This is a genomic window from Kitasatospora sp. NPDC033851, from assembly GCF_055576085.1.
In genome coordinates, this window is sequence record NZ_JBVIRL010000026.1 from 90,294 (window position 1) to 112,144 (window position 21,851).

Below are 21,851 nucleotides of genomic sequence, written 5' to 3' on the forward strand. Positions count from 1 at the left end.
CACCCCCGGCCCTCTGCGAAGGGGGTGAGGGTGCGTCGGCCCCGGCGGCCAACCGGGTGACGCGGGTTTGGCCGCCCGGTCGCCACGGAACGTCTTCCCGCCGTACCGGCAGCGGCGCACCAGGTTGTGCCCGAACCCGAGGGGTGGCATGGCGACCGCAGGTTCCCAGGAGGCTCCCCGGCAGGCGAGGGCGTTGGCGCTCGCCCGGCACCCTAAACTGTGGCTCTTCCCGAGCGTCCTGTGCGGCCTGCTGGCCGTCGTGCTCTCGCTGCTCTACATGGGCGGCATCGTGAACCCGACCGGGCATCTGCACCGGCTCCCCATCGCCCTGGTGAACGCGGATCAGGGCGCGCCGCCGCCCGGACAGCCGGCGAACCTCGGTACCCAGCTGACCAGGGCGATCGTGGCCGGCACGCCCGACAGCACCGTCGACTGGCGGCAGGTGGACGAGGCCGGGATGCGCGAGCAGCTCGCCTCCGGCAAGGTCTACGGCGCCCTGCTCGTGCCCAGGGGCTTCACCTCCGCCGTCACCGCGCTGGTCACCGGCGGCGCCACCGAGCGGCCGACCGTGACCGTGTTGACCAACCCCGGGCTGGGCAGCCTCGGCTCCTCGATGGCCGCGCAGATCGCCCAGAACGCCGCCCACCAGGCCTCCCAGGCGGCCGGCCGCGAACTGCTGGCCGCCGTCCCGGCCGCGACCACCCCGGGCCCGGACACCGGCGCCACCGCACGCCTGCTGCTCGCCGACCCGATCGCCGTCGCCACCCAGGTCGGTCACCCGATCGGCAGCCACAGCGGACTCGGCCTGAGCGCCTTCTACTTCACCCTGCTGGCCGTCCTGACCGGCTTCATCGGCGGCAACATCATCCACAACGGCGTCGACGGCGCGCTCGGCTACAGCGACAGCGAGATCGGCCCCTGGCACACCCGCCGTCCGACCGTTCCGATCAACCGTACCCAGACCCTGCTGCTCAAGATGATCATGACGGCCGGGATCATGCTGCTCACCACCTGCCTGGTGATGCTCGGCGCGGTCGGCATCCTCGGCATGGACGCCCCGCACCAGGCGATGCTCTGGCTCTTCGCCTACTGCGCCAGCCTCGCCGTCGGCCTCGGGGTGCAGGCGATCAACGCCGCGTTCGGTGGGATCGGGCAGCTGGTGTCGATGTTCGTCTTCATCGCGCTGGCCCTGCCCTCCTCCGGCGCGACCGTCCCCCTGCAGGCGGTGCCCGGCTTCTACCGCTTCCTGAGCGTCTTCGAACCGATGCGCCAGCTCAGCGACGGCATCCGGGCGATCCTCTTCTTCGACGCCCGGGGCGACGCCGGGCTGGCCCGCGGCTGGATCATGATCGCGGTCGGTGTGGTGCTGGCCCTGGCGTTCGGCTTCGGGATGACCCGCTACTACGACCGCAAGGGCCTGCACCGCTGGACGCCCCAGCCGACCGACTGACGCTTAGGCAGGGGCGTTCAGGGCCGGAAGGGTCAGGACTTCGTCACCGTCACCTTGAGGTGCTTCATGATCGGCTGGTCGCTCTGCGTGCTGTGGTCGCCGATCGCGCAGAGCACGTTCATCTCCGGCATGTAGCCGGCCGCGCAGCCGCGCGGGATGTCGTACGGGACGGCCAGGTAGCCGGTCACCGAGCGGGTGCTGCCGTCCCGGGCGGTGCTGGTGACGTCCACCCGGTCGAACTCGGCGATGCCGCGCTCGCGCATGTCGTCCTTGTTCAGGAAGACCAGGGTGCGCAGGTTCTTCACGCCCCGGTAGCGGTCGTTGTCCGAGTAGATGGTGGTGTTCCACTGGTCGTGCGAGCGCATCGTGCCGAGCGCCAGGGTGCCGGGCTCGGGGACGACGTCGGGCAGTGGGGCGGCGGAGAACTCGGCCTTGCCGGAGCCGGTCAGGAAGACCAGCTCGCGGGCCGGCTGCTTGATCCGGAACCCCAGCGGCAGCCGCACCCGGCGGTTGAAGTCCTCGAAGCCGTCCAGCACCTGCGCCATGGTGTCGCGGATCCGGTTGTAGTCCTCGATGTACCACTCCCACGGGGTGGGGCTGTCCGGGAGTGCCGCGCGGGCCATCCCGGCGATGATCGCGGGCTCGGAGAGCAGGTGCGATGAGGCCGGTTTCTTCATGCCGACCGAGAGATGAACCATGCTCATGGAGTCCTCGACCGAGGTGGACTGCACCCCGCCGCGCTGGTGGTCCTTCTCGGTGCGGCCCAGGCAGGGCAGGATCAGGGCCGTCCGGCCGTGCACCAGGTGGCTGCGGTTCAGCTTGGTGCTCACCTGGACGGTCAGCTCGCACCTGCCCAGGGCCTCGTGGGTGTAGGGCGTGTCCGGGGCGGCGAGCGCGAAGTTGCCGCCCATGCCGACGAAGACCCTGACCGCGCCGCGGCGCATCGCCTCGATCGTGCCGACGGTGTCCAGCCCGTGCTCGCGCGGCGGCTCGATCCCGCACACCTCGGCGAGCCGGTCCAGGAACTCCCCGGCCGGCCGGTGGTCGATGCCGCAGGTGCGGTTGCCCTGGACGTTGCTGTGCCCGCGCACGGGGGAGGGCCCGGCGCCCTCGCGGCCCAGATTTCCGCGCAGCAGCAGGAGGTTGACGATCTCCCGGACGGTGTCCACGCCGTGCTCGTGCTGGGTGACGCCCAGGCACCAGCTGAAGATCGAGCGGTCGGCGTCGCGGTAGATCCGCGCGGCCTTGAGGATGGCGGCCCGGTCCAGCCCGCTCTGGCGCTCGATCTCCGCCCAGGGCGTGGCCTCGCAGACGTCCCGGTAGGCCTCGAAGCCGCTGGTGTGGCGGTCGATGAACAGCCGGTCCAGCGCCTTCTCGTCGGTCGCGGACTGCTCCAGGACGGCCTTCGCCATGCCGCGCAGCAGCGCCATGTCGCCGCCGATGCGCGGCTGCAGGTTCAGGGTGCCGGTGCGGGTGGACCTGTTCAGCGCCATGTCCGTGAAGTCGTGCGGAATGATCGTCCGGGTCGCCGCCGCCTCGACCAGCGGGTTGACGTGCACGATCTGCGCGCCGCGCTTGAACGCCTCGGCGAGCGCGGTGAGCATCCGGGGCGCGTTGGAGGCCGCGTTGACGCCCAGGATGAACAGCGCGTCGGTGACCTCCCAGTCCTTGAGGTCGACCGTGCCCTTCCCGGTGCCCAGCGAGGCCTGCAGCGCCCGCCCGCTGGCCTCGTGGCACATGTTGGAGCAGTCGGGCAGGTTGTTGGTGCCCAGTTCGCGGGCCATCAGCTGGTAGAGGAACGTCGCCTCGTTGCCGAGCCGGCCGGAGGTGTAGAACGCGGCCTGGTTCGGGTCGTCCAGCCCGCGCAGCGTCCGGCCGACGAGCTCGAAGGCGTCCTTCCAGCCGATCGGCACGTAGTGGTCGGTGGCGGCGTCGTAGACCATCGGCTCGGTGAGCCGGCCCTGGTCCTCCAAGGCGAAGTCGCTCCACCCGGACAGCTCGGTCACCGAATGGGCGGCGAAGAACGCGCGGGCGACCCGCTTGCGGGTCATCTCCCAGGTGACGTGCTTGATGCCGTTCTCGCAGATGTCCAGGTGCAGGCCCTTGGTGTCGTCGGGCCAGGCGCAGCCGGGGCAGTCGAAGCCGCCGTCCTCGTGGTTCATCCGCATGACCGCCCGCGGCCCGTCCAGGTACGCGCCCTCGCGGGCCAGGACGCGGGTCACGCTCTTGGCCGCGCCCCAGCCCGCGGCGGGGTGGTGGTACGGCGCGAACCGCGGCGGACCGGCGGGGGAGGGACCGACGTCCGCTTCCCGCCCGGACTCTGGGGATTCTGTGGAGTCCGCGGACTCGCGGCTGGTGGTCGCGGCGCCCTCGGAGGTGTTCGCGCGGTCGTCGGAAGTGGTCACGGCACTCGCCTTCCCCCGCTCGGGTCGGGGCTCGGAGTTCGGCGGACACCCGGCGGTCGGCTCGAGGCTACGCCGGGTGGTCGGGACCGGCGAGCGGAGCGGTCAGCCGCTCGGGAGACTGCCGAGGACGGCGGCGATCCCGGTGCGCCGGGCGACCTCCAGCAGCGCGCGGGCCATCACCGAGCCCGGCTCCCGGGCAGCGATCACCAGACCGATCGGCGCGCCGTGCACCGGCTCCACCAACGGGACGGCCTGCATGCCGTGCGGCACGCCGAACACGTGCAGCCAGGCGTAGGGCACGACGCTCGCCCAGTGCCCGGTCCGCACGTGCGCGAAGAGCGAGGCCACCGAATCCGTCTCCACCCGCGGGGTCGGCGCCAGCCCGAGGCCGGCGAACACCTCGTCCAGCACCCGCCGCCCCTGCATGCCCGCGTGCAGCAGGCACAGCGGCAGCCGGGAGGCCTCCTCCCAGGTCGCCCTCGGGTGGCGGGCCAGGCCGTCGGCCAGGCTGGTCAGCAGGACGTACCGCTCCTCGTACAGGGGCAGCGTGCGCAGGTCGTCGGCGCCCGGCTCTGGCAGGTACGTGATGCCCGCGTCGATCTCGAAGTTCCTTACCTGGCGCAGGAGTTCCTCGGAGCGCAGGTCGGTGGACAACTCCACGGTGACCAGCGGATGGGCGGCGCAGAGCGGTCCGGTGAGCAGCGAGACGGCGCCCGAGGCAGTCGGCACCGAGCCGATCCGCAGCCGTCCGCTCAGACCGGTTCGCAGCGCGTCCACCTCGTCCCGCAGGGCGTCCCGGTCGGCCAGGATCCGCTGCGCCCACAGCACGATCCGCTCGCCCTCGGGCGTCAGGCCCTCGAAGGCGCGGCCGCGCCGCACCAGCAGCACCTTCAACTCGTCCTCCAGCTTGCGGACGGCTTCGGAGAGCGCGGGCTGGGAGACGTGACAGGCCTGGGCGGCGCGGGCGAAGTGACGCTCCCGGGCGAGGGCGACGAGGTACTCGAGCTGGCGGAACAGCATCTAGCCGGCCCCGGGGGCGGAGTCGGCCGGTTCCGTGCCTGCCGGTTCCGTGGCGTTGCTCCCCGTGTCGTTGGTTCCCGTGCCGTTGGTTCCCGTGTCGATGCGGTCCGTGCGGGTGTAGACGTTCATCGAGTCGCCCCGCAGGAAGCCGACCAGGGTCAGACCGGTCTCCTCGGCGAGGTCCACGGCCAGCGAGGACGGGGCGGAGACCGCCGCCAGCATCGGGATGCCCGCCATCACGGCCTTCTGGACCAGTTCGAAGGACGCCCGGCCGCTGACCATCAGCACCGTGCCGCGGGCCGGCAGCAGGCCCTCGCGCAGGGCGTGGCCGACCACCTTGTCCACCGCGTTGTGCCGGCCGACGTCCTCCCGCAGGCAGAGCAGCCGCCCGTCCGCGTCGAACAAACCGGCCGCGTGCAGGCCGCCGGTGCTGTCGAAGACCTTCTGGGCGGCGCGCAGCCGGTCGGGCAGGGCGGAGAGCAGCGCGGGTGTGACGCGCAGCCCGTCCTCGGCGACGCTCCAGGGCGCGGTGGTGCGCACCGCGTCCAGGCTGGCCTTGCCGCACAGGCCGCAGGAGGAGGTGGTGTAGAAGTTGCGCTCCAGCGAGGCGTCGGGGGCGGGCACGCCGGGGGCGAGGACGACGTCCACGACGTTGTAGGTGTTGCCGCCGTCGGCGGTGGCACCGGCGCAGTAGCGGATGCCGGCCACCTGGTGGGCGGCGTGCAGCGCGCCCTCGCTGACCAGGAAGCCGGCCGCCAGGTCGAAGTCGCTGCCCGGGGTGCGCATGGTCACCGTCAGCGGGCGCCCGCCGACCCGGATCTCCATCGGCTCCTCGGCGGCCAGGGTGTCGGGGCGGTACGAGGGCGTGCCCTGGCGCAGGCGCAGCACTCTGCGCGGTACGGTCACTCGGCCCATGGTCGTCGGCTCCTCGGCGGGTTCTGCGTCGCGGACTGTGTCGTGGACTGTGTCGTGGACGTTGTCGTAGCGGACTCTACGGATGAATCCTCGCTCGTCCGGCGGTCGAGGTGCGTCGCGCGGTCCGGTTCGGGCAGGTGACGGCGGCTGTGCGCGCCCGTCACGGCCAGGCAGAGCAGGCCCACCGCGGCCATACCGGTCAGCAGGGCCGGGTAGGAGGCGTGGCCGGCCGTTCCGGCGAGCAGCAGCGGGGTGAGGAAGCCGCTGGAGGTGGTGCTCTGGTAGAGCGAAGCGGCGGTCGGGCCGGAGGAGCCGGACGGGTTGGCGGGGCCGGCAGGCTCGGGGCGCCCGGAGTGTGCGGAGTGCGCGGGGGGCCTCGGCGTCAGCCGTTCCACCTCGTGCAGCCCCGCGCCGAGCGTCAGCCCGTACCCGGTGCCGAGGACGACGGCGGCCGCGACCACCAGCCCCACCGAGTCGCGCTCGGCGGCGAGGGCGCCGATCAGCAGTCCGCCGATCACGGTGGCCATCGCGGTGAGGGTGGCCCGGGCGCTGCTGCGGTCGTCCAGCCGGGCCACGAAGGGCTGGGCCAGCACGCCCATGGCGAGCGTGAGCGCCGCCACCAGGCCGCCGAACAGCGGCGCGTAGCCGGGGACACGGTCGGCGACCAGCGGGGGCAGCACGACGTACGCCACGGTGGCGGCGCCGAGGACGGCGGGGCTGGCGGGGAGGACGACGTAGCGGAACCGCGGGTGTCGCACTGCCGCGCTGTGCTCGGCGCTGTGCTCGACGCCCTGCTCGGGGCGTGGGCCGAGGCGGGAGATCGGGCCGGGTGTCGGGCCGGGGACCGGGCGGAGGCCCGGTGCGGTCTCCGGCAGGCGGCGGGTGGCGCGCAGCACCAGCAGGCAGCCGAGGGCGTGGGCGAGCGCGGGCAGCACCGTCGGGCCGGGCAGCCACTCGGCGAGCACCCCGGAGGCCAGCGCGCCCGCCGAGAAGCCGGCCCCGGTGGCGTACATCGCGCGGCGGGCCGAGACCGCGGGCGGGACGGACGGGCCGGAGAGCTCCCGGAGCCAGGCCGTCCCGGCGAGGAACACCAGACCGGCGGCGAAACCGGTGGCCGTCCGGGCGGCGTACACGGCCGGTTCGTCGGCCACCGCCAGGACGGCGCTGGCGGCTGCGGACAGGACCAGCGCACCGCGCACCACCCGCCGACGGCCGTACCGGTCGGCGAAGGAGCGGCCCAGCAGCAGACCGGGGACCAGCCCGACCAGGTAGACCGAGAACATGGCGGCCAGCGACAGCGCCGACCAGCCGGTGCGCGCCCGGTACACGGTCGCCAGGGCGGTGAACTGGTTCGCGCCCCAGGCGGCGACGGCCACGGCGGCCGCTGCGGGGAACCAGCGGGGGAGCCAACGGGTGGGCATCTACGTGCTCTGCTCTCTCGGACGGTTGCGCCCGGCCGTCCTCCCAGACCCTTTTCCGGGTTTCCTGGATTTCTCCCTTTCAGTGTGTTTCCGGTGGTCCACGGTCGTCAAAGAGGCAATTCATGTGAGCTGATAGGCGGCACTTGTCGAGGTCCTTGGTGCGGCCCGGCAGATGTCTTCGATCGAGCGATCGGGAATTCCGCTTCGACATTCGTCAACGGGATTTCGTGGACGGCTTCCGTCGGTGCTTCAGTCCGTGCCCGGCCCCACCGACAGCACGACCGCGCTGGCCGCGCCGCCCGGCGTCTCGTAGTGCACCGTCTCCCCGGCGTGGCGCCCGAGCAGTGCCTTCCCGAGCGGGCTGTCGTAGGTCACCAGAGTCAGCTCCCGCTCCTCGGCGAGCTCCGCGACCTCGACGGTCTCCTCCTCCCCGTCCGCGAACCGCACGGTGACGGTGGACCCCACGCCCACCACCTCCGTGGACGGCGCCCCGGCGACGGACGCCTCGCGCAGCCGCTCCTCCAACTCGGCGATCCGCCGGTCCAGCCGGGTCACCTCCGACGCCCGCTGCAACTCGTCCGCGGCGTCCGCCCGGTCCCCCACCGGTTCCACCCCACGCAGCGTCGCGGCCACCTCCCCCCGCTCCGCCCGCAGTTGCGCCAATTCCTCCTGCACCGCGTGCAGGCCTTCGGCACTGATGGGTTCGGGACCGCCGGTCATACCTGCTCCCGGGTCTCTCGCGAAACGCTCAAACTCCGGTCGCCTCCCATTACCCCACCCCGCCGGGCCCCGGGCAACTCCTCCCGGAGCGGGCGGGAGCAGCCGATTCCCCTCAGCGACCGGGTGGTGCGTTCCAGTGCGACGTCGTGCGGATCTCGACGCCGTGGGTGGCGGCGTTGACCGATCGTCCGGATCCGGGAATCCCGTTGCTTGGTGGGCTTCTCCAGGTGCGCGCGGTCCGGCTCGGGCGCGCTGCGTGGTCGGTTCCGTCGACGGGGTCCGCGGTGGCTTCCGAGGGTGGCGGTGATCACCTTATGGGGTGGGGCCCCTGGGGAAAGCGCAGGTGGGAGGGGTGGCCGAAGGGGGGAGAGCAGGGACCGGCGGTGGGGGCGCGGGCGGGCGAAGCTACCATGTGCGCAACACCCTCAGCTCGAAAGATGGACTTGTGACTGTCAACGACGACGTGTTCACGGACTGGATGACCCGCGAGGAGATCGCGGAGTCGATGATCCCGATCATCGGGCGGCTGCATCGGGAGCGGGACGTCACCGTCCTGTGCCACAGCCGTTCCCTGGTGAACAAGTCGGTGGTCAGCATCCTCAAGACGCACCGCTTCGCCCGGCAGATAGCCGGCGAGGAGCTCTCGGTCACCGAGACGATGCCGTTCCTGAGTGCGCTGACCGCCCTGGACCTCGGCCCCTCGCAGATCGACCTCGGCATGCTCGCCGCCACGTACAAGGCGGACGACCGCGGCCTGTCGGTGGAGGAGTTCACCGCCCAGGCCGTCGCGGGTGCCACCGGTGAGAACAAGCTGGAGCGCCGGTCCGCCCAGGACGTCGTGCTGTACGGGTTCGGCCGCATCGGCCGGCTGGTCGCCCGTCTGCTGATCGAGAAGGCCTCGGCCAACGGTCTGCGGCTGAAGGCCATCGTCGTGCGCAACGGCGGCGGCGACGACCTGGTCAAGCGGGCCTCGCTGCTGCGCCGTGACTCCATCCACGGCCAGTTCCAGGGCACGATCACCGTCGACGAGGCGAACAACAAGATCGTCGTCAACGGCAACGAGATCACGGTGATCTACTCCGACGACCCGACCAAGGTCGACTACACGGAGTACGGGATCAAGGACGCGATCCTGATCGACAACACCGGCAAGTGGCGTGACCGCGAGGGCCTGTCGAAGCACCTGCAGCCCGGCATCGCCAAGGTCGTGCTGACCGCTCCGGGCAAGGGCGACGTCCCGAACATCGTCCACGGCGTCAACCACGACATGATCAAGCCGGACGAGCAGATCATCTCCTGCGCCTCCTGCACCACCAACGCCATCGTCCCGCCGCTGAAGGCGATGGAGGACGAGTACGGCGTGGTCCGCGGCCACGTGGAGACCGTCCACTCGTTCACCAACGACCAGAACCTGCTGGACAACTACCACAAGGCCGACCGTCGTGGCCGCTCGGCGCCGCTGAACATGGTGATCACCGAGACCGGTGCCGCCTCGGCCGTCGCCAAGGCCCTGCCGGACCTCAAGGCGAAGATCACCGGCAGCTCCATCCGCGTTCCGGTGCCGGACGTCTCCATCGCGATCCTCAACCTCCAGCTGAAGCGGGAGACCAACCGCGAGGACGTCCTGGAGTACCTGCGCAACGTCTCGCTGACCTCGCCGCTGAAGCGCCAGATCGACTTCATCGACTCGCCCGACGCGGTCTCCAGCGACTTCATCGGCTCGCGCCACGCCTCGATCGTGGACGCCGGCGCGACCAAGGTCGAGGGCGACAACGCGATCCTGTACCTGTGGTACGACAACGAGTTCGGCTACTCGTGCCAGGTCGTCCGGGTCGTGCAGTACATCTCGGGCGTCGAGTACCCGACGTACCCGGCTCCGGCGGTCTGATCGGACCGCGAGGATTCGGTGGCGGGGCGGTGACCGGTTGGTCGCCGCCCCGCCGGCGTTTCGGGGTCCTGCCGGGGGCGGTACGGTGCTGGGCGGGCTTCGGGCGGTGGAACTCGGGGTTCGGTCTTCGGGACTCGGGACTCGGGTGGTGGGAGGGGTGGGGATGGCGGACGGGTGGCCGACGGTCGAGTTGGACCCGGTGCGGCGGCTGAGGGTGCTGGCGGCGGCTGGGGCCGGGCGTCCGCTGTTCGCGGAGCGGCGGTTCGCGGCCGGGTTCGACGAGGTGTGGTCGGTCGCCGGCGACCTGTCCGGTGAACTGCCCGGGCTGATCGGCGGGTTGCGCTCCTTCGAGGTCGGGCCGCCGAGCGGTGACGCTGCGGGCGGGGACCGGCTGGAGGGGCTCGCGGTGAGCGTGGTCGGCCACCGCGAGCGGTTCGACATCGTGCTGCGCAGCGGCTGGTGCCTGATGCAGAGCCGAGTGCTGCTCGGCGGGATGGCCGCCGTGCCGGACGGCGACGGGACGCGCTTCGCCCTGCTCGCCGCCCTGCGGGTGCCCGGCGCGGGGCCGGTCCAGCGGTTCTTCGGCGGGCTGGTGGACCGGCGCGGCGAGGTGCTGCTGGACCGGCTGGAGCGGCGGGTCGGGTCAGGGGCTGACGCGGGCGGCGAATAGGCGGCGGATCGCGGCAGCCACCTCCTCGGGGCGCTCGTGCGGCAGGAAGTGCCCGCAGCCGGGGAGGACTTCGGCCGTCAGGTCGTCCGCCGGCGCGCCGACAGGGGAAAGCAGGGCGGGGCGGATCACCGGGTCCAGCGCGCCGCCGAGCAGACGGGTGGGGACGGTCAGCCGGCGGTGCCGGAACCGGCCGAGGGCCAGGCGAGGGATGTCCCGGGCGACGAAGCCCCAGTGCAGCCGTTCGGCGGCGTAGGCGGCGTCGGGTGTGCTGCCCGCCGCCACGTACTCGGCCAACTCCTCGGTGGGCCAGTGGGTTTCGGCGGTCACGCCGCGCCGGAGGAGGTGGCCGAGGAGGCCCGGGTAGTGGCGCACGACCCGGCGGCCGATGCCCGGGTACTCCAGCAGCGCGGTGTACCAGAACCGCCAGGCCGTACCGAGCAGGGCGCGTTGCCGCGGCCACGGGTGGGTCATGTTGAGCGCGAGGAGGCCGGTGAACCGCTCGGGAGCGCGTAGCGCCAGCTCGAAGCCCGTCCAGGCGCCCCAGTCGTGGCCGACCAGGCCGACGCGTTCCAGGCCGAGTCGGTCGAGGACGGAGAGGACGAGGCGGGCGCGGTCGTCGGTCGTGTAGCCGGATCGGTGCGGGGCCTGCGACCAGCCGAAGCCGGGGAGGTCGAGGCAGAGCAGGCGGAACTCCCCGTCGAGGAGGGGGAGTAGGTGCCGCCAGGCGTACCAGTGCTGCGGGAAGCCGTGGAGGAGCAGAAGCGGCGTGCCGGTGGCGGCGCCGGCGCCGGCGCCGCTGCTTGTGCTTGTGCTTGTGCTTGTGCCGGCTTCGGCGAGGTGCAGTCGGGTGCCGTCGGCGCACTCGATGTCGTGGTGCCGTACGCCGGGCAGGTCGGGGAGCGGGCGGGGGTCGGTCATCGGGGTGTCCCTCCGGGGTGGTGGTCTCAGGAGAGAAGAGGGCGGGAAAGGGCGCCGCAATCCCCGGGGTCGGCGGATTCCTTCCGGCTCAGCGGTGTTCGGCGCCCCAGGCGGTGCGGAATCCGTGCCGGGCACGGAAGAGTCGTGAACGGACGGTCCCGAGCGGGAGATCGAGGATCTCGGACACCGACTGCTCGTCCAGGCCCTCGACATGGCGGAGAGTCAGGACGGCGCGGTGTTCGGGCGGCAGGCGTTCCAGGACATCCCGGATGTCGGTGGCCAACTCGGGGTCGTGGTCGCCCGGTTGGTCGTCCGCCCGGTCGGTGGCGGCTTCGGAACGGGGGGACCGGCGGGTGGCGAAGCGGACGGCCTCGCGGGCGGCGATCGCCCGGGCCCAGCCGAACAGGGCCTCGGGGGACTTGAGTTGGCGCAGGTTCCGGACGATCGCGATCATCGCTTCCTGGGCGGCGTCGGGAGCGTCCTGCAGCGCGATCGGCGCGCAGACCCGGCCGACGTACGGCATGAGCAGGCTCACCACCTCGTCCAGGGCGAAGGCATCGCCCTGCTGGGCGGCCCGCACGAGCGCGCCCAGGTCCTCCCGCCGCCCGTCCGTGCCTGTCATGTCGCCCCCGTCGCTGCTCGTCGCCCCGGGTGGACGGTACTGGATGGGGGTGGTGGCCGTGGCGGTGGGCACGGCAGCGGCGGTGGGCATGGCACGGCAGCGGCGGGCACGGTTCGTCGGCGGGCCTGGGGGTGGCCGTCGGTACGGCAGGGCGGCGGCGGGTCCGGGGGTGGCGGTGGGTGGGGGCGGGAGCTGCGGCTATGTTGAGGGGTCACTGACAGCCGGAGGGAGCGGGCGATGGGGATGGGTGGTCGGCGGATGGCCGCCGGGGTTGCGGCCGGGGTGCTGGCGGCGGTGCTGGCCGGGTGCTCGTCCGGGGGGTCGAAGGGCGCTGCGGGGACGGCGTCGGGGGCGCCGAGCGCGGCGAGTACGGCGGCGGCGAGTACGGCCGCCGGTACGGCTGCGGCGTCCGCGCCTGCGGAACCGGCCGCACCCTCCGTGCCGGCCGGGACGGCGGCCGCGTCCGGGGCGGCCTCGGCGCCCGGCGCCGCGCCCACGGCGGCCGCCCCGGTGGCGGCGCCCAGTGCGGACCTGGAGGCGGCTCTGCTGGACGACAAGCTGGTCGGCCAGGTGCTGCCGGACGCCAAGGCGATGGCCGGCTGGGAGGAGGAGAAGCGCCAGGTCGACACCGCCGACCACAGCGTCACCTGCACCGCCGCCAAACCCTGTACGGGCAAGCCGCTGAGCGCGTCGGTCCGGTTCTCCTCGGGCGACGTGGTCACCCGCTTCATCGTGGAGACCCTGCCCAGCCGGGACGCGGCCAAGAGCCGGCTCAAGGAGTCGTACGCCTCGTACGCCGCCGGGCCGTTCAAGAAGATCGACACCCCGGCGCTGGGCAGCGAGGGCCAGGCCTTCCAGGGGCCGCTGGCCGAGGGCGAGGGCGTCGGCATCGTGGTGCGCTCGGGCACCGTGGTGGCGAGCGTGACCACCGAGGGCGGCCCGGTGGACGTGGCCGCGACGCGGCGGTTCGCGGTGATGCTGGTCAAGCGGATCGAGCAGGCGCAGGCGGGCACGACGCCGGACGCCGGGCCCGGCCCGGCCTGAGAAGCGACGACGGGTGCCCGGCTCAGGGGCGCCCGCCCGTCAGCGCTGGGCCGGCTCGTGCAGCCCGAGTCCGAGCCAGTCGTCCGCCGCGCAGTGGGCCACCCGCCAGTCGGGCAGCGGGCCGTCCGGGCCGGTCAGCTCGGCGCAGGCGGCGGTCAGCGCGGTCTCGGCGGTGAGCGGGTGGTCGGCGAGGGTGAAGGCCATCGCGTCCACGGTGCCGGGGCCGGCCAGGATCCGGGCGTGTCCGATCCGGACCGGACCGCGCAGCCCGCGCTCCAGCCCGTCCCGTACGGCCTCGGCCTCGGGGGTCGGCTGGTCCGCGCTGCGGGGGCGGTCGGGAGCGCGCAGGTGGAGGCGGATGAGGTGCACGGTCACAAGACTGACGGATCGTCGGCCCGTGCGGTGTGGTGGGCGGTGGCAGATCGCTGTCAGGCGGCAAGATGTCACCCCTGATGGTCCGCCCGTGCCGGCCCGGGATGGTCCCCGGCTCGGCCCGTGACCGTCTGCGACCCGTGCCCGGTGCGGCCCCACCCAACGCCCTGCCGGTCGCCGATCCGGCAGGGCGTTGGGCTGGGGAAACGGATGTCAGTCGAGCGTGATATGTACTCATCTCGGGTGGCCGCAGTGCGGCCGGCCATGCGAAAGATGCCGATGACGTTCGAGGGGGCCACCACATGCCGCTGTTCCGACGCCGCTCCGGCGGGGAGGGCGCGCAGGACCGGGCCGGGCGGCGCGGGTTCGGGTTCGGCCGGCGCGCCCCCGAGGCGGCGGCCCGCGGTGCCGAGCCGCGACTCGACCCGGCCTTCGGGGACGAGTCCCTGCGCCGGCTGCTCGGGCAGGCCCAGGCCGGGGACTGGGCCGCGCTGCGCCCCGTGCTGGCCGCCGTCGAGGACGGCACCGAGCTGACCCACCTCGTCGGGGCGATCGCCGACGTGCCCGGGGTCGAGGAGTGGACCGGCCGCGTCCTCGCCGACACCCCGGACGACACCGTGGCGCTGCTGCTGTCCGGCGCCCGGCAGATCACCTGGGCCTGGGAGGCGCGCACCGGCGCCCGGGCCAAGCAGGTCACCGAGGAGCAGTGGAAGCTGTTCCACGAGCGGCTGGACACCGCCGAGGAACAGCTGCTGGAGGCGGCCGAGCGCGAGCCGTCCTGGCTCGCCCCCTGGTACTTCCTGCAGATCAGCGCCCGCGGCGCCTCGCTCGGCCCGGAGGTCGCCACCTGCCGCTTCGAGGCCGCCGTGCGCCGCTCACCCGACCACGGGGGCTCGCACCGGCAGCGGCTGCAGCAGCTGTCCGCCAAGTGGGGCGGCTCGCACGAGGAGATGCACCACTTCGCCCGCTCGGCGATGCTGGCCGCGCCCGAGGGCAGCCACCTCGGCGAGCTGGTGGCGCTCGCGCACCTGGAGCACTGGCTGGACCTCCCGGACGGCGAGGACCACGCCTACCTGACCAGCCCGACCGTGCTGGCCGAGCTGCAGGAGGCCGCCTTCCGCTCCGTCCTGCACCCGGACTTCACGCCGGCGCGCGGCTGGCAGGGCAGCTTCAACACCTTCGCGATGGCGTTCTCGCTCGCCGACCAGCGCAAGACCGCCCGGCTGCTGTTCGAGGCCCTGGACGGGGCCGTCACCGAATCGCCCTGGCACTACCTCTCGGGGGACCCGGTCAAGGTCTTCCGCGCCCACCGCGACCGCTGCGCCGCCTACTGAGGCCGCGGCCGGCCGTGTCCTGACGCCGTAGGGACGCCGACCGTGTCCCGGCGCAGTGGCGACGCCGGCCGTGTCCTGACACCGAGCCGCTACCCCCTGAACGTCACCCACCCCACCCGCGATCGAAAGAGCCTCCGGTGTCCCCTACCGACAACCCGACGAGTGCGCACACCTTCCAGGTGGACCTGCGCGGCCTGGTGGACCTGCTCTCCCACCACCTCTACTCCAGCCCGCGGGTCTACCTGCGCGAGCTGCTGCAGAACGCGGTGGACGCGATCTCCGCCCGCCGCGCCCTCGACCCCGAGGCGCCGGCCCGGATCACCGTCCGCGCCGACGACGAGCTGTCCGTGACCGACACCGGCGTCGGCCTGACCGAGAAGGACGTCCACACCTTCCTCGCCACCATCGGCCGCAGCTCCAAGCGCGACGCCGACGGCCGCTTCGACGGCGCCGGCCTGGCCAAGGCCCGCGGCGACTTCATCGGCCAGTTCGGCATCGGCCTGCTCGCCTGCTTCGTGGTCGCCGACGAGATCACCGTCGTCACCCGCTCCGCCGCCACCCCGGACGCCCCGGTGATCGAGTGGCGCGGCAGCTCCGACGGCAGCTACACCATCCGCACCCTGCCCGCCGAGGCCAAGCCCGAGCCGGGCACCACCGTCACCCTGGCCCCGCGCGCCGACGCCGCCGAGTGGACCCGCCCCGGCCGGGTGCTCACCCTCGCCCGGGACTTCGGCAGCCTGCTGCGCCACGACGTCACCGTGATCGACGCGGGCGGCACCGAGCACCGGGTCAACCGCACCCCGCCGTGGGCCGAGCGGTACGCCTCCCCGCTGGCCAAGCGCGACGCGCTCGGCGAGTACTGCCGCGCCACCTTCGACTTCACCCCGCTCGACACCATCGAGCTGGACCTGCCGCTGGTCGGCCTGCGCGGCGTCGCGTACGTGCTGCCGGACGCCGCCCCGCCCTCGCGCCGCAACGGCCACCGGGTGCACCTCAAGGGCATGCTGCTCTCCGACCAGGCCGACGAACTGCTGCCGGACTGGGCGTTCTTCCTCCGCTGCGTCGTCGACACCGACGGCCTGCGCCCCACCGCCTCCCGCGAGGGCCTGTACGCCGACGAGACACTGGCCGCCGTCCGCGACGCGCTCGGCGCCCGGATCCGTGACTGGCTGACCGGCCTGTCCGCGAGCGACCCGGCGCTGCTGCACCGCTTCCTGTCCGTCCACCACCTGGCGGTCAAGGAACTCGCGCGCTACGACGACGAGTTGCTGCGGATGATGCTGCCCTGGCTGCCGTTCGAAACCACCGACGGCAACGTCACCCTGGACGAGTTCGCCCGCAGCCACCCGGTGGTGCTGGTGACCCGCACGGTCGAGGAGTTCCGCCAGGTCGCCCCGATCGCCGGCGCGGCCGGCCTCGGCGTCGTCAACGGCGGCTACACCTACGACCGCGACCTGGTCCACCGGCTGCCCGAGATCCGCCCCGGCGTCTCGGTCTCCGACCTCGACCCGGGCACCGTCACCGCGCACCTGGACACCGTCGACCCGGCCGCCGAGCTGGCCGCGGGCGTCTTCCTCGCGATCGCCCGCGAGGTGGTCGGCCGGTTCGACTGCGATGTCGCCCTGCGCAGCTTCCACCCGACCAACGCGCCCGCCCTGCTGCTCGACAACCGGGAGGCCCGGCACGAGCGCACCCGCGCCCAACTCGCCGACGAGGCCGACGGGTTGTGGGCCGACATCCTCGGCTCGCTGCGCGCCGAGGTGCCCCGCGCCCAGCTGGTGCTCAACCACCTCAACCCGCTGGTGCGCCGCGCCGCGACGGTGACCAACCGCGAGCTGGCCGTCACCGCCGTCGAGGCGCTGTACGGGCAGGCCGTGCTGATGACCCGCCGCCCGCTCAAGGCCAGCGAGTCCGCCCTGCTCAACCGCTCGTTCATCAGCCTGCTCGACCATGCCATGCTCGGCCACGAGGCCGGCGGCCCGGATCACCACGGTTCGAAGGAGGCGTGATGCTGGACACCCCCGAGGCGGTGATGGCCGCGCTGCACGAGAACGACTCCCGCCCGTACGGCCGTACCCGGACCGTCACCGCCGAGGAACTCGTCGACGCCGCCGAGCAGTTCGACGACACCAAGGTCCGCTCGATGGCTCTGCTCGAGCTGATGGAGGCCTACGAGTACGACGGCGAGCGCAACAAGACCCCGGTCGTGTTCGCCCGCGTGCTGGGGCTCTGGGGCAAGGACCCGGACGGCTTCGGCGAGTGGGCCCGCCACCAGGTGTTCTGGCGCTTCAAGTGGGTGGCCGGCGCGCTCCGGGACAACCCGGACGTACCGCTGACGGCCGTCGACCGCTGGCTCACCGAACTGCGCGACCGCTACCGCGCGGCCGGCTTCGGCCTCCAGCCGTACTACGCCGAGCGCTACCACCTGGCCGACCTCACCGGCGTCGGCGTCCAGGAGGCCTACGAGCTGTGGGCGGCCCGCCCGCGCTCAGAGATGAGCGACTGCCACGCCTGCGAGACCCGGTCCCGCGCCCGGCACTTCCTCGACCTCGGCGACGACGCCCGGGCCCTGGAGGTACTGGCCCCGGTGCTGAGCGGGCACAGCACCTGCGAGCTGGAGCCCTACCTCAGCCTGTCGGTCGCCCTGCTGCCGCTGCTGCGCCAGGGCCGGCTGGACGAGGCCCGCTCCGGACACCTGACCGGCTACCGCTTCGCCCGCGGCAAGTCGTCGATGCTGGGCTCCGTCGCCCGGCACATCGAGTTCTGCGCACTGTCCGGCAACGAGCCGCGCGGCCTGGAACTGCTCGCCGAGAACCGCGACCTGTTCACGGTCACCGGCGAGGCCGCCGCCCGGCTGGACTTCCTGACCGGCGTCGAGGTCCTGATCGCCGCCCTGGCCCGGGCCGGCCACGGCGAGCTCGCCGTCAGCGGCCCGGCCGGCACCGCCTGGACCGTGGACACCCTGCTCGCCCACCTGCGCACCGAGGCGGACGCGCTGGCCGCCCGCTTCGACGCGCGCAACGGCACCGACGCGGTCAGCGCCGCGCGGCGTGCCCGGCTGGCCGTCGAACCGCTGCTCACCGAGCCGCTGGCCCTGGGCGTGCGCGCCGCCGTCGGGCCCGAGCTGTCCGCCGCAGCCCCGGCCCTCGCGCCCGCGCCGCGCCGGGCGGTCGAGGCCGAGCCGGAGGACTTCACCGCCCTGGTGGTCCGGGCCCGCGAGCTGGACGTGCTCGGGCACCCGGACTCCGACCGGCTCTGGAAGCGGATCGCCGAGCGCGTCGCGGCCCCGGACTTCGTCCACCCCGAGGCCACGGAGGTCGGCAGCCCCGAGCGGCTGCGCGCCGAACTCGCCGAGCAGCGCGCCCACGACGCGCTGCAGCGCGACGAGCACGCCGAGGGCAAGGCTAGGCTGCTGGCCGCCGCCGAGCTGTTCGAGGCGGCGGGGATGCCCGGGGCGGCGCTGATGGTGCGCACCCGGACACTGATCGTCGACCTCGACGAGGACTCCAGTGGCGAGGGCGCCGGTGGTGGTGAGGGTTCCGGTGGTCGCGAGGGCGGTGAGGATGGTGAGCACGCCGGTGGTCGGGGCGCCGAGGGTGGTGAGGGTTCCGGTGGCGGCGAGGGTTCTGACAGCGGCAAGGGCAGGGCGGCCGACTGGACGGCGCTCGACGCGGCGCTGGCCCGGGCCGAGGAGCTGAGGGCGACCGGTGAGCTGACCGACGACGACTACCTGATCGTGCTGCAGACCCGCGCCTACGCGGCCCACCACGACCTGGTCGAGGCGATGTCCGAGCCCCCCGCCGAGCCCTCCGCCGAGCCCTTCGCCGAGCCCTTCGCCGAGCCCTCCGCCGAGCCCTTCGCGCGCTTCGAGGCGGCGGTCGGTGGCTACCACCGAACCGCCGTCGAGCTGGGCTCCGCCCGTCGGGCCGCCACCTCCCGGCAGTACACCGCCGATGTCGCCGCCCGGCAGGGCCGGTCGGCCGAGGCGATCGCCGAACTGCGCAAGACGCTGGCCCAGTTGGACGCGGCCGAGCTGCCCTGGCAAACCCCGCGGGTGCTCGGCCTGCTCGGCCAGGTGCTGCTGCAGAGCCGCGAACCGGCCCAGGCCGGCGAGGTGTTCCACCGGGCGCTGGCCGAGGCGGTGCGCTGGGGCGACGACTCCTACCCGTACGCGCCGACGTACATGATGCTCGGCCACTCCTGCCTGCAGACGGGTGACCTCGGTGGCGCGGTCCGGGCGCTGTCGGAGGCGGCCGCGCGCTACGACCGCAAGGGCCCGGAGGCCGTCGAGGAAGCCGCCCAGGTGCGGCTGCAGCTGGCCGACGTGCTGCGTGACACCGGTCGGGTGGCGGACGCGGTCGCCGTCCTGGAGTCGGTGCTGCTCGACGCGTCGGCGGCTCGGCTGGACGTCCGGATGCTCGCCCAGACCCGGCTGGACCTTGCCCGAGGCCTGGCCGAACTGGAGGAGTACCGGGACGCCGCCGAGGAGTACCTGCGGCTGGCCGACCTGGTGGCCGACTGGGAGGACCAGGAGACCCACACCATGGTCGCCTGCGAGGCCACCCTGGCGCTCGCCCAGGCGGACCGCTGGGACGCGGCCGAGGCGGCGCTCGCGCGGGCCCGCGAGGCTCATGGCAGGGCCCCGCAGGTCGACCAAATGGCGGGCACCCTGAGGGAGTTGGCGCGGACCACGATGCGCGCGCATGGCGCGGACGGGCTGGCCGCCGCGCTGGCCCTGCTGGCCGAGGCGGACGCGGTCGGCGCGACCGCCGAGCAGCACGGCCAGGAGTACAACGCCTGGTACCTGCGCGGTGGTTCGCACTACGAGCGGGCGCGCTGCCTGGCCGTCGCCGAGCGGTACGAGGAGGCGCTGGCGGAGGTCGAGCGGGCCATCGCGCTGTACGAGCAGGGCGGCGAGCGGGCCGAGGCGCCTCGGGCGGAGTCCGTCCGGCTGGCCGCGCTGATCGAGGGCAGTGACCTCGGCCGCACCGGGGCGGCGGTGGCCCGGCTGACCGCCGGCATCGCGCGCTGCGAGGCAGCCGGGATGCCGGAGGCGGTGGACGTGCTGGTGGAGCTGCGGGAGCGGTTCGCGGCGCCGCAGTGACGCCGGAGGGCCGCCTGGCGCGAGCGTCGAACTGAGGCGAGGGGCCCCGGGGTTGTGTACCCCGGGACCTCTCGCGCGTGCGGTTCCGTCGTACGGTCGTGCGCGGGGTTCGGCCGGTGAGCGCGGCTCGGGCGGTCCTGTCGGTGTGCGCGGGGTTCGGCCGGTCCTGTCGGTGTGCGCGGGGTTCGGCCGGTCCTGTCGGTGTGCGCGGTTCGGTCAGCAGGGGCCGTCGTCGGCCCAGACGCCCCACTGGCCGCTGGCGCTCGGCACTTCGTTCAGCGTCCACCACTTGGCGTGGTAGTTGTGGCCGTTGTACGAGACCTTGGCGCCGCCGTTGTACGTGGTGCTCGCGCTCCACGCCGGGGCGGTGCAGGTGCCGGGGGTGCCCGGGCCGGACGGCGGCGTGGTCGGGGGAGTCGTCGGCGGGGTGGTGGGTGGAGTGGTGGGCGGGGTCGCCCCGGCGAACTTCACCGTGTACCTGGTGAAGTCCCAGTCGTTCTGCGCCACACTGGAGCAGGAGCCGGACAGCCCCGGGTCCACCGGGCCCTGGCACTGCCGGTCGCGGTTGACCGACCAGTAGGTGTACCGGGCCAGGCCGTGCGCGGTGGCGAAGTCCAGTACGGTCTGGAAGTCGGCCTGGCGGAAGTACTCGGCGGCGTCGGTACGGCCGTTCATCATCGACACGCCCTCGTGGGCGTACGCGGTGGCCTCGTTCCAGCCGAAGGTGCTCTGCAGGATCTGGTTGAACTTCACCAGCGCGTCGGTCTGCGCCGCCGCGCCGTTGAAGCCGCCGTCGAACGGCATGATCGAGTAGTTGTTCGGCGTGAAGCCCTGGGACTTGGCCTCGTTGAGCATCTGGGTGCCGAACCAGCCGGTGCCGGCGTTGGTGCCGGCGGTGGTAATCGAGATGTACAGGCCCGGGTTGTTCTGCTGGAGGATCCGCGCGGCGCCGATCTCGTTGTGGATGGCCGCGGTGTTCTCGTACTCGGGCTCCTCCAGGTCGAAGTCGATCGCCTTGAGCTGGTACTTGGTGATCACCTTCTGGTAACCGGCGGCAGTCGCTTCCGGCGTGCCGCAGACCTGGCCCAGCTTGGTGCCGCCGTACCCGCCGACCGACACCGAGACGTCCCCGCCCTTGCCGCGGATGGTCTGGATGACGTTCGGCATGGTGCTGTCGGTGTCGATCGAGGAGGTGCCGCCCCAGGCGGGGGAGCAGCTGTTGCCCTGGGCCAGGATGAACGCCAGCTGGAAGGCCTTCTGACTGGTGGCGTCCATGACGGCGGCCGCGTCCGGCGGGCTGTTGTCCTCGGGCATCAGGTACGGCGCGGAGGCGTACCAGTTGCTGCCCAGGCCGGTCGCGGTGGTGGTGGCGGTGTCCGCGGAGGCGGAGCCGGTGCCGGCCAGTGCGGCGACGCCCCCGGCGACCAGGCCGAGCACGCCGGTCACGGCGATGGCGGCCCGGCGGGAGCGGCGCCGGTGACCGGCGGAGTGTTGCGAGTCCGTGGAGTGTTCCGAGCCGGCGGAGTGGTGCGAGCCGGTGGAGTGTTCCGGGCTGACGGGGTGTGGGGGAATAGCACGTTCCATCGGAGGCCTTCCAGGAAACGGCGGTGGGGGGAGGCGCCCGTTCGCGCCGGAGGTGCGGGTGGCGCGGCGGCAGGCCGAACGGCCCAGGGGTGTGGGGTGGTTGCCGCAGGCTCCCACTGGTATAGACCTGTCTCGTGGGATGGGTCAAGACCCGGTGGAGCGCGAGTCTGAACGCCAGGGGACAGGAGCCTTCGATTCCGGATCACCGCGCGTTGGCGGCTTTCGAAGTTGGTCTAGACAAGCTCTCGAACGGTCAGTTGGCTTTTCGACCCGCGAGATCTCGTGGGTAAGGGCGTCCGCCAGTAGGTGCCGAGCTAATCGGTAGTAGCAGGGCAGGCACGGTTCGCCCGATCATGGAGTTCTCTACGCTTCATGATCACCGGG

The 21,851-nt window shown here is 73.1% G+C and carries 16 protein-coding genes; 7 read left to right on the top strand and 9 right to left on the bottom strand.

Going from position 1 to position 21,851, the window contains the following annotated elements; genetic code table 11:
* Positions 1–148 precede the first annotated feature (148 nt).
* Entirely contained in the window at positions 149–1,450 is a 1,302-nt protein-coding gene (locus ACZ51D_RS34940; protein ID WP_465664557.1) for a YhgE/Pip domain-containing protein, read from the top strand.
* A 32-nt stretch (positions 1,451–1,482) separates the two neighbouring features.
* Here the strand turns inward: ACZ51D_RS34940 and ACZ51D_RS34945 are convergent, their stop codons facing one another.
* The 5 genes from ACZ51D_RS34945 to ACZ51D_RS34965 form a co-directional block, all read right to left on the bottom strand.
* Positions 1,483–3,855 carry an FdhF/YdeP family oxidoreductase gene (locus ACZ51D_RS34945; RefSeq protein WP_465664558.1) on the bottom strand — a complete coding sequence of 791 codons (2,373 nt, stop codon included), beginning with the start codon at positions 3,853–3,855 and terminating at the stop codon, positions 1,483–1,485.
* A gap of 102 nt (positions 3,856–3,957) precedes the next feature.
* Positions 3,958–4,875, bottom strand: coding sequence for a LysR family transcriptional regulator (locus ACZ51D_RS34950; RefSeq protein WP_465664559.1), 918 nt, complete (start codon positions 4,873–4,875; stop codon positions 3,958–3,960).
* Positions 4,876–5,790, bottom strand: a complete 915-nt coding sequence (fdhD, locus tag ACZ51D_RS34955) for a formate dehydrogenase accessory sulfurtransferase FdhD (protein WP_465664560.1) — start codon at positions 5,788–5,790, stop codon at positions 4,876–4,878.
* A complete protein-coding gene (locus tag ACZ51D_RS34960; RefSeq protein ID WP_465664561.1) occupies positions 5,778–7,211 on the bottom strand; it encodes an MFS transporter in 1,434 nt (477 codons plus the stop codon). Before ACZ51D_RS34960 ends, fdhD begins: the two co-directional genes overlap by 13 nt.
* Before the next feature lie 249 nt (positions 7,212–7,460).
* Entirely contained in the window at positions 7,461–7,931 is a 471-nt protein-coding gene (locus ACZ51D_RS34965) for a GreA/GreB family elongation factor (RefSeq protein WP_360490604.1), read from the bottom strand.
* Between the two features lie 445 nt (positions 7,932–8,376).
* Here ACZ51D_RS34965 and ACZ51D_RS34970 point away from each other — a divergent pair, with 445 nt between their 5' ends.
* Positions 8,377–9,819 (top strand): glyceraldehyde-3-phosphate dehydrogenase, encoded by a 1,443-nt coding sequence (locus ACZ51D_RS34970; RefSeq protein WP_360490601.1) that lies wholly within the window; start codon positions 8,377–8,379, stop codon positions 9,817–9,819.
* A 163-nt stretch (positions 9,820–9,982) separates the two neighbouring features.
* On the top strand, positions 9,983–10,489 hold the full coding sequence (locus ACZ51D_RS34975) for a hypothetical protein (protein WP_465622090.1): 507 nt from the start codon (positions 9,983–9,985) through the stop codon (positions 10,487–10,489).
* Here the strand turns inward: ACZ51D_RS34975 and ACZ51D_RS34980 are convergent.
* The gene (locus tag ACZ51D_RS34980) at positions 10,463–11,407 is read right to left on the bottom strand and encodes an alpha/beta fold hydrolase (protein ID WP_465664562.1); all 945 of its coding nucleotides are present in this window, start codon (positions 11,405–11,407) and stop codon (positions 10,463–10,465) included. The genes ACZ51D_RS34975 and ACZ51D_RS34980 overlap by 27 nt on opposite strands.
* Positions 11,408–11,495: 88 nt before the next feature.
* Positions 11,496–12,029 carry an RNA polymerase sigma factor gene (locus tag ACZ51D_RS34985; RefSeq protein ID WP_360490592.1) on the bottom strand — a complete coding sequence of 178 codons (534 nt, stop codon included), beginning with the start codon at positions 12,027–12,029 and terminating at the stop codon, positions 11,496–11,498.
* Positions 12,030–12,266: 237 nt separating this feature from the next.
* Between ACZ51D_RS34985 and ACZ51D_RS34990 the strand changes: the two genes are divergently transcribed.
* On the top strand, positions 12,267–13,073 hold the full coding sequence (locus ACZ51D_RS34990) for a hypothetical protein (protein WP_465622084.1): 807 nt from the start codon (positions 12,267–12,269) through the stop codon (positions 13,071–13,073).
* A 39-nt stretch (positions 13,074–13,112) separates the two neighbouring features.
* Here ACZ51D_RS34990 and ACZ51D_RS34995 read toward each other — a convergent pair whose 3' ends face one another.
* Positions 13,113–13,442, bottom strand: coding sequence for a hypothetical protein (locus ACZ51D_RS34995; protein ID WP_465622082.1), 330 nt, complete (start codon positions 13,440–13,442; stop codon positions 13,113–13,115).
* Positions 13,443–13,747: 305 nt separating this feature from the next.
* On the opposite strand from ACZ51D_RS34995, the gene ACZ51D_RS35000 reads away from it, so the two are divergent.
* The 3 genes from ACZ51D_RS35000 to ACZ51D_RS35010 all read left to right on the top strand — a co-directional run bounded on the left by ACZ51D_RS35000 (position 13,748) and on the right by ACZ51D_RS35010 (position 19,883).
* Positions 13,748–14,779, top strand: coding sequence for a hypothetical protein (locus tag ACZ51D_RS35000; protein WP_465664563.1), 1,032 nt, complete (start codon positions 13,748–13,750; stop codon positions 14,777–14,779).
* A gap of 137 nt (positions 14,780–14,916) precedes the next feature.
* The gene (locus ACZ51D_RS35005) at positions 14,917–16,788 is read left to right on the top strand and encodes an HSP90 family protein (protein WP_465664564.1); all 1,872 of its coding nucleotides are present in this window, start codon (positions 14,917–14,919) and stop codon (positions 16,786–16,788) included.
* Positions 16,788–19,883, top strand: a complete 3,096-nt coding sequence (locus tag ACZ51D_RS35010; protein WP_465664565.1) for a hypothetical protein — start codon at positions 16,788–16,790, stop codon at positions 19,881–19,883. Before ACZ51D_RS35005 ends, ACZ51D_RS35010 begins: the two co-directional genes overlap by 1 nt.
* A gap of 216 nt (positions 19,884–20,099) precedes the next feature.
* On the opposite strand, the gene ACZ51D_RS35015 is transcribed toward ACZ51D_RS35010, so the two are convergent.
* A complete protein-coding gene (locus ACZ51D_RS35015; protein ID WP_465664566.1) occupies positions 20,100–21,467 on the bottom strand; it encodes a carbohydrate-binding protein in 1,368 nt (455 codons plus the stop codon).
* Between the last annotated feature and the right edge of the window lie 384 nt (positions 21,468–21,851).

What these genes read in the sequence shown, in the direction of transcription:
- ACZ51D_RS34940 (WP_465664557.1), top strand. Translation starts at nt 149, where the DNA reads ATGGCGACCGCAGGTTCCCAGGAGGCTCCCCGGCAGGCGAGGGCGTTG.
- ACZ51D_RS34950 (WP_465664559.1), bottom strand. Translation starts at nt 4,875, where the DNA reads ATGCTGTTCCGCCAGCTCGAGTACCTCGTCGCCCTCGCCCGGGAGCGT.
- fdhD (WP_465664560.1), bottom strand. Translation starts at nt 5,790, where the DNA reads ATGGGCCGAGTGACCGTACCGCGCAGAGTGCTGCGCCTGCGCCAGGGC.
- ACZ51D_RS34960 (WP_465664561.1), bottom strand. Translation starts at nt 7,211, where the DNA reads ATGCCCACCCGTTGGCTCCCCCGCTGGTTCCCCGCAGCGGCCGCCGTG.
- ACZ51D_RS34965 (WP_360490604.1), bottom strand. Translation starts at nt 7,931, where the DNA reads ATGACCGGCGGTCCCGAACCCATCAGTGCCGAAGGCCTGCACGCGGTG.
- ACZ51D_RS34975 (WP_465622090.1), top strand. Translation starts at nt 9,983, where the DNA reads ATGGCGGACGGGTGGCCGACGGTCGAGTTGGACCCGGTGCGGCGGCTG.
- ACZ51D_RS34980 (WP_465664562.1), bottom strand. Translation starts at nt 11,407, where the DNA reads ATGACCGACCCCCGCCCGCTCCCCGACCTGCCCGGCGTACGGCACCAC.
- ACZ51D_RS34985 (WP_360490592.1), bottom strand. Translation starts at nt 12,029, where the DNA reads ATGACAGGCACGGACGGGCGGCGGGAGGACCTGGGCGCGCTCGTGCGG.
- ACZ51D_RS34990 (WP_465622084.1), top strand. Translation starts at nt 12,267, where the DNA reads ATGGGGATGGGTGGTCGGCGGATGGCCGCCGGGGTTGCGGCCGGGGTG.
- ACZ51D_RS35000 (WP_465664563.1), top strand. Translation starts at nt 13,748, where the DNA reads ATGCCGCTGTTCCGACGCCGCTCCGGCGGGGAGGGCGCGCAGGACCGG.
- ACZ51D_RS35010 (WP_465664565.1), top strand. Translation starts at nt 16,788, where the DNA reads ATGCTGGACACCCCCGAGGCGGTGATGGCCGCGCTGCACGAGAACGAC.
- ACZ51D_RS35015 (WP_465664566.1), bottom strand. Translation starts at nt 21,467, where the DNA reads ATGGAACGTGCTATTCCCCCACACCCCGTCAGCCCGGAACACTCCACC.